General features: G+C 61.6%; 6 protein-coding genes. 5 read left to right on the plus strand and 1 reads right to left on the minus strand.

All coding sequences use genetic code 11. The annotated features are described in order from the left end of the window. Positions 1-100: 100 nt before the first annotated feature. The 4 genes from FS320_RS36890 (at position 101) to FS320_RS36905 (ending at position 3,534) form a co-directional block, all read left to right on the plus strand. Positions 101-1,318: an LLM class flavin-dependent oxidoreductase gene (locus FS320_RS36890; protein WP_420846825.1), complete on the plus strand. Its 1,218-nt coding sequence runs from the start codon at positions 101-103 to the stop codon at positions 1,316-1,318. 44 nt (positions 1,319-1,362) lie between these two features. Further along, positions 1,363-2,193: a MetQ/NlpA family ABC transporter substrate-binding protein gene (locus tag FS320_RS36895; RefSeq protein ID WP_152717285.1), complete on the plus strand. Its 831-nt coding sequence runs from the start codon at positions 1,363-1,365 to the stop codon at positions 2,191-2,193. Between the two features lie 265 nt (positions 2,194-2,458). Next, positions 2,459-3,187, plus strand: coding sequence for a CYTH domain-containing protein (locus FS320_RS36900; RefSeq protein ID WP_244627624.1), 729 nt, complete (start codon positions 2,459-2,461; stop codon positions 3,185-3,187). Between the two features lie 14 nt (positions 3,188-3,201). Next, positions 3,202-3,534: a WGR domain-containing protein gene (locus FS320_RS36905; RefSeq protein ID WP_244627625.1), complete on the plus strand. Its 333-nt coding sequence runs from the start codon at positions 3,202-3,204 to the stop codon at positions 3,532-3,534. An 82-nt stretch (positions 3,535-3,616) separates the two neighbouring features. Here the strand turns inward: FS320_RS36905 and FS320_RS36910 are convergent, their stop codons facing one another. Then, on the minus strand, positions 3,617-4,183 hold the full coding sequence (locus FS320_RS36910) for a TetR/AcrR family transcriptional regulator (protein WP_152717287.1): 567 nt from the start codon (positions 4,181-4,183) through the stop codon (positions 3,617-3,619). Positions 4,184-4,755: 572 nt separating this feature from the next. Between FS320_RS36910 and FS320_RS51115 the strand changes: the two genes are divergently transcribed. Continuing rightward, positions 4,756-4,983, plus strand: a complete 228-nt coding sequence (locus tag FS320_RS51115; protein ID WP_162003479.1) for a GcrA family cell cycle regulator — start codon at positions 4,756-4,758, stop codon at positions 4,981-4,983. Positions 4,984-5,474: the final 491 nt, after the last annotated feature.

Raw genomic sequence — 5,474 nt, forward strand, 5'->3', positions numbered from 1 at the left:
GTTGTGCGAAGCCGCCTGGCTGCCGAGCCGAAGCTCGCCAACCGCCGCTACAAGCCACCCGATGCAGACGCGTTGCCGCCAGCCCTCCAGGTCATCGCTCATGCCAAGGAGGTCTCGCATCCAGACAATTACCCATGCGGTCCAGGTGCCGGTCAATGATCCCCTTCTGGTTGTGCCAGCGATGGCCGCCGTTACGAAGCACATCGGCTTCGGCGTGACGTGCAATCTCACCTACGAGCCGCCGTACCTTTTCGCCCGTCGCATGTCGACGCTCGATCATCTCACACGCGGGCGGATCGGTTGGAACATCGTCACCGGCTATCTCGACAGTGCCGCACGCGGCATGGGCTTGGCCAGGCAGGCCAAGCACGACGACCGGTACGAGACGGCCGAGGAGTACATGGAGGTCGTCTACAAGCTCTGGGAAGGCAGCTGGGAGGACGACGCGGTTTTGCGCGACCGCGAGCGTGGGATCTATGCCGACCCACGCAAGGTCCACCGGGTTCAGCATACAGGACAGCATTATCGGGTGGATGCCATTCATCTCTCGGAGCCGTCACCGCAGCGCACGCCTGTCCTCTATCAGGCCGGCGCGTCGTCCCGGGGCAAGGACTTTGCCGCGAAGCACGCCGAATGCGTGTTCCTCGCGGGTCCAACGAAGGACAACACCCGCACGACCGTCGCGGATCTCAGGCGCCGGGCAGAGGCGCAGGGGCGGGATCCCGCCGATATTCTGGTGTTTCTCGGCCGCGCCGTGGTTGTCGGGCGCACCCGCAAGGAAGCCGAGGAGAAGGTCGAAGAGTACCACCGCTACGCCAGCATCGAGGGGGCGCTGTCGCACTTCTCCAGCATCACGGGCGTGGACTTCTCCCATTGTGACCCTGACGAACCCCTCCGCCACGAAGAAAACGATGCGACAAACTTCATCCTGCGGGCCTTCACCGTCGACAGCAGCGAGACGTGGACCCTGCGCAAGATCTTCGGAGAGAAGGGCCTCGGCAGCCGCAACGAGCCGCTCGTGGGCTCGGCCGAAGAGATCGCCGATGAGTTGCAGAGCTGGGTCGAGGACACCGACATCGACGGGTTCAATCTCAGCCGGGTGGTGACACCCGAAGGGTTGGAGGACTTCGTCGATCTGGTGGTGCCGCTTCTGCAGGAGAGGGGCATCTACAAGCGCGATTATGCGGAGGGCACCTTGCGCGAGAAGCTCTTCGGTCCCGGACGCGCGCGCCTCGCAACAAGTCATCCCGGCGCCTCGTTCCGCACGCTTGGTTTCTCAGCGGCTCCCTCTCAAACCATCATCCCGGCCGCTGAATAGGGCAGCTTGCATCCATTCAACTCTTGAACAGAGGACGTCCACCTATGACCTCGTTACTCACACAATATGGCACCATCTCCCGGCGCAGCATCAGTGCCCTTCTTGCCGCCGTTGTCAGCCTCATGCTCCTGGTGTCGGATCCTAGCGCCGCCATGGCCAAGCCCTTGAAGATTGGCACGAGCGGCGGGCCGGTGGCCGACATCATGAACTTCGCCGCTGAGCGAGCCCGCCAGCAAGGCATCGAGGTTCAGGTGGTGGAATTCTCCGATTGGGTGACGCCGAATGAAGCACTGGCGAATGGCGATATCGACACCAACCTGTTCCAGCACCTGCCCTTTCTCAATGCCGCCATCAAGGGGCGTGGGTACAAGCTTACGCCGGTGGCCCCAACCTACGTGATGCCGGTGGGCCTGTTCTCGAACAAGGTCACGAACTTTGACCAGGTTCCCGATAATGCCGTCGTGGCGATTGCCAATGACCCGGTGAACGGCGCGCGAGGTCTGCAACTGCTGCAGAAGGCCGGCCTCATCACCCTCAAGCCAGGAGTCGGCGATGCTGCGACTGTCCTCGACATCGTCTCCAATGCCAAGAACCTCCGCTTTCGGGAGCTGGAAGCCGCGCAATTACCGCGGGCCCTCGATGATGTGACCCTGGGGCAAGTCAGTATCAGCTATCTGTTGCTGTCCGGCGGCAACCCTGAGAAGGCACTGATCGCCGATGGGTTCGGCGATGCGCATTACGCCCTGCAGTTCGTCGTACGGGCAGACCGGAAGGATGACCCGGAGATCGCGAAGTTCATTGCCATCTACCGCTCACCCGAGGTGAAGGACTACATCGCCAAGAAGTATGGCAAGTTCTTTGTGCCAGTCTGGTGACAGGAAGACGACCAGTGGTGCTCAGCTTCTCGCCAAGGCGTTCGGACTTGTGCACAGCGTTTGATTGAACATCCGGAGCTCTTGATACATAGTGGTGCCGTGGTGTTGCAACCGGCATCACAAGATCGCCCTGACAGTGAGCTCCGCACGGCTAACTCTGTCAGGGCGATGTCGTTTGTAAGCGCCCTGATGTCATTGGTGGCGAGCCCGGTGGAAACCATAGTGCGGGATCAGGGTTGCCGCCCCTGACTTCCGCCATGTACGAATGGCAGGCGTCCTCAATCCCCTGCAGCCCCTGGGTGTTATGACTGTTCGCCGTCGCTTTCTGCTCACACCGTCCTTCGCCCGTCTGATCCGGCGCGAGAGGCACGGGCTGCGCCATGTCGAGGGCTTCTTCCCCGAGCAGCGGGATCGCTCCTCGTGGGTTCGCCTTGAGGAAGACAGAGGACTGCTGATCCTCAAGACGGTTGGCCCTGACGGGGAGGCAGAGGATGAGACTGACATCCCGCTGGGCCATGCTCACGCGCTGCTTGATGTCTGCGCCGGCGAGGTCGACTACACCCGGACCGCGCTGCCGATCGGCGAGGGCCATGCCTTGGTCGACGAGATCACCCGGCCTCGTGTTTTGCACCTTGTCACTGTGGAATTTGCTGCTGACGGGGAGGAGAGGGCATTCCGACCATTAGAGTGGTTTGGTCCTGAGGTGACGGCGGATCCTCGCTACACCAATCAGTCTATCGCTCTGAGAGGGCTCGACGAGGTTCCGGAGATCCCGCTCTCCGACGCTGCGCTCAACAGCCTGATCGATACCCTGGAAGGCCGCTCCACTGCCCAGGCGCATAAGAGCATCACCCGACCCAAGGCCAAGCAGGTGCCGGTGAGCCGGACCAAGGCGCAGACCAGCAGTGAACCCGTCAAGGTCGATCTCGACGAGATCGAGGCGGCCATGATGCGCGAGATGGAGAAGACCCTGCAGAAGGGTAAACCCGAGTAGAAGCCGCTCCCAGGATGCCTGACGCCCGCTCGCCCATCCGGCACCACCTGGTGCTCTATCGGCGCGAGCCGGGGCAGGGCAGGGCACGCTTCTTCAGCCTGATGATCGAACGGGATCTGTTCGGCACGATCCGGCTGGTGCGCAACTGGGGCCTGGTCGGATCCAAAGGCCAGGTGAAGGTCGAGACCTTCTTCGATGAGACCCAAGCTGCCCAGGCGAAGGCTGGGCAGAAGCCCAGCGACGCAAGGGCTATACAGATCTCTGAGGATTTGACGGAGGATCGCTGTGCTGTTGCAGGCAGCGTTTCAGCTCCTGGATGGTCCAGCATCTGGCGTGGCGTTTCGTAGACCGCGTTGTGCCACCTCAAGCAGCACGAAGGATGGGAGCCGCGCCTCCAAATCCAACTCGTCCGCCGTGCGTCTGAGGGCTCTACTCAGCGATTCCTCTGAGTAACAGGCGGTTGACCGCTTGGACGACCCGCTCGTGCTCCTCCTCCGAAAAGGGGCTGAGGTCATGCATCTCGAGGCCGTTCAGGCCCTCAATGGCCAGCCAGCCCACCAGCGCCGCGTCCAGATCATCCGACGTCGCTTTCAGGTTCTCCAGAGTTGCCTTGATGACCTCGCGCACGGGATCGAGCAGGTGCGGGTTCTCGGCCGAGGCTGCCAGCATGCCACTGGCGACCTCCTTTGTCCTGCCCTGGCGCAGCTTGAGCAGCGCCGCCGTGCACAGGCGTGCTTCCAGGTTGCGCCCGGGCTCGGCCTGAGCGCGGAGCGCCTCCCGCTCCGCCGCGACCTCATCGACCAGGCGCTGGATCATGGCCTGAAGCAATGCGTCCTTGGTGGGAAAGTTGTAGAGAAGCCCACCCTTGCTGAGCCCAGCGCGCTCGGCCACGGTGTCCAGCGTCAGCCGTCCCGAACCCATCTCGCTCACCAGCTCCCCCGCCGCATCGAGAATTCTCTCGCGGGAACTCTTCCGGCCTCGAACACGTCCCGCCATCGCTATCCTTGCGCTAAACCGTCCGGCCGAAATCCATCCGCCATATCGGCGCCCAGCCTGTCAGCGTCAAGACGAGAGCACGACCACGCCGCCAAGAGGCTCGGCATGGTTCTGTGATGATGTCGAGGTCGGGCTTCAGAGGAAGAGGTTGGAATGTATTCTCGCTGATACGCAGGTCTGCCTTGGCAAAGTGAGACACCGGGCTGCTGCCAAAATGCGATCTGCCGTGGGAACCGGATCGACCCTTCAGGGTTTATGGCTGGGCAGTATGTCCTCCCCGCCATCCATTGCTCCTCACCTGACCCTTTGAATCGTGCCCTGATGAAGCGACTTGTCTCCCACCGGCCGCAGGCCATCGATCTTTGGCTGACGGCCACCGCGGCTTCGGCGGCGCTTGCCGTCATCAGCCTGTGCACTCAGTTGCCGTAGGAAGGCTCATCGACCATCTTGCGATGCGGTGACCTCGGCAATCTGACGTGTCATCGATCAAGCTGTTGATAGCTCACGCAGGCGTGGAACTCTTCTGAGCCCTCATCATGTTGCACTCTGGTCCTGTACCGGATGTCAGAGCCATGCCTGAGATCAGAGAACCGTTCTCCCAGACCCACACAACCCTGTTGAAGCTCCAGGCGCGGCAATGCCGCTTCATCGTCTCGGAGGATCAGTCCAAAGCAATCTTCTGCGGAAGTGAGACGCAGGAGGGCTCGAGCTGGTGTCCTTGGCACAGGCGCTTGGTTTACACAAAGCCGCTCGTTGGGAGAGCAATGCCAGGAGCTGCCTCTCGGGCGAAACTGGGATAGCCACCCACGAGAGGCCGACTCATCGGGCATGAGCGTGCTCTCGATGACCAATCCATTGGCACAATGCTGGTTAGAAGTTAGCCATTCTGCCCAAAATATTTCCTTGAGCAAAAAGTAGGCAACCAATAGTATTTCCAAACAACGCGGATCGTGACAACGAAGTCACAAGGTCTCGCTGAACCGTCTGATCAAGGGCGATCAGACAGTTTTGCCTCTCATCTGGCACTACTCCGACAACGACGTCGCATGAATGGCTGGGATGCTGCGCAAGTAGCACGTGGTCACTTCAGGCGGCGCTTTTGTGCTTGCGGTCGAGTGCCGAGGAGTAGGCCTCTTGGATTTTTGACTTTCTCAGGGAGACTGAGATGCCCAAGAAGCTGGTCGTCATCGGCAACGGCATGGCCGCCGGCCGTGCCCTGGAGGAACTGTTCGAGCGGGCGCCCGGCGCCTACGAGGTCACGATCTTCGGCGCCGAGCCGCGCGTGAACTAC

It is taken from the genome of Microvirga tunisiensis, from assembly GCF_009296175.1.
GTDB classification, from domain to species: Bacteria; Pseudomonadota; Alphaproteobacteria; order Rhizobiales; family Beijerinckiaceae; genus Microvirga; species Microvirga tunisiensis.

Excerpts from the sequence above, each read along its gene's own strand:
- FS320_RS36890 (WP_420846825.1), top strand. The coding sequence starts at position 101 with ATGCCAAGGAGGTCTCGCATCCAGACAATTACCCATGCGGTCCAGGTG.
- FS320_RS36895 (WP_152717285.1), top strand. The coding sequence starts at position 1,363 with ATGACCTCGTTACTCACACAATATGGCACCATCTCCCGGCGCAGCATC.
- FS320_RS36900 (WP_244627624.1), top strand. The coding sequence starts at position 2,459 with ATGGCAGGCGTCCTCAATCCCCTGCAGCCCCTGGGTGTTATGACTGTT.
- FS320_RS36905 (WP_244627625.1), top strand. The coding sequence starts at position 3,202 with ATGCCTGACGCCCGCTCGCCCATCCGGCACCACCTGGTGCTCTATCGG.
- FS320_RS36910 (WP_152717287.1), bottom strand. The coding sequence starts at position 4,183 with ATGGCGGGACGTGTTCGAGGCCGGAAGAGTTCCCGCGAGAGAATTCTC.
- FS320_RS51115 (WP_162003479.1), top strand. The coding sequence starts at position 4,756 with ATGCCTGAGATCAGAGAACCGTTCTCCCAGACCCACACAACCCTGTTG.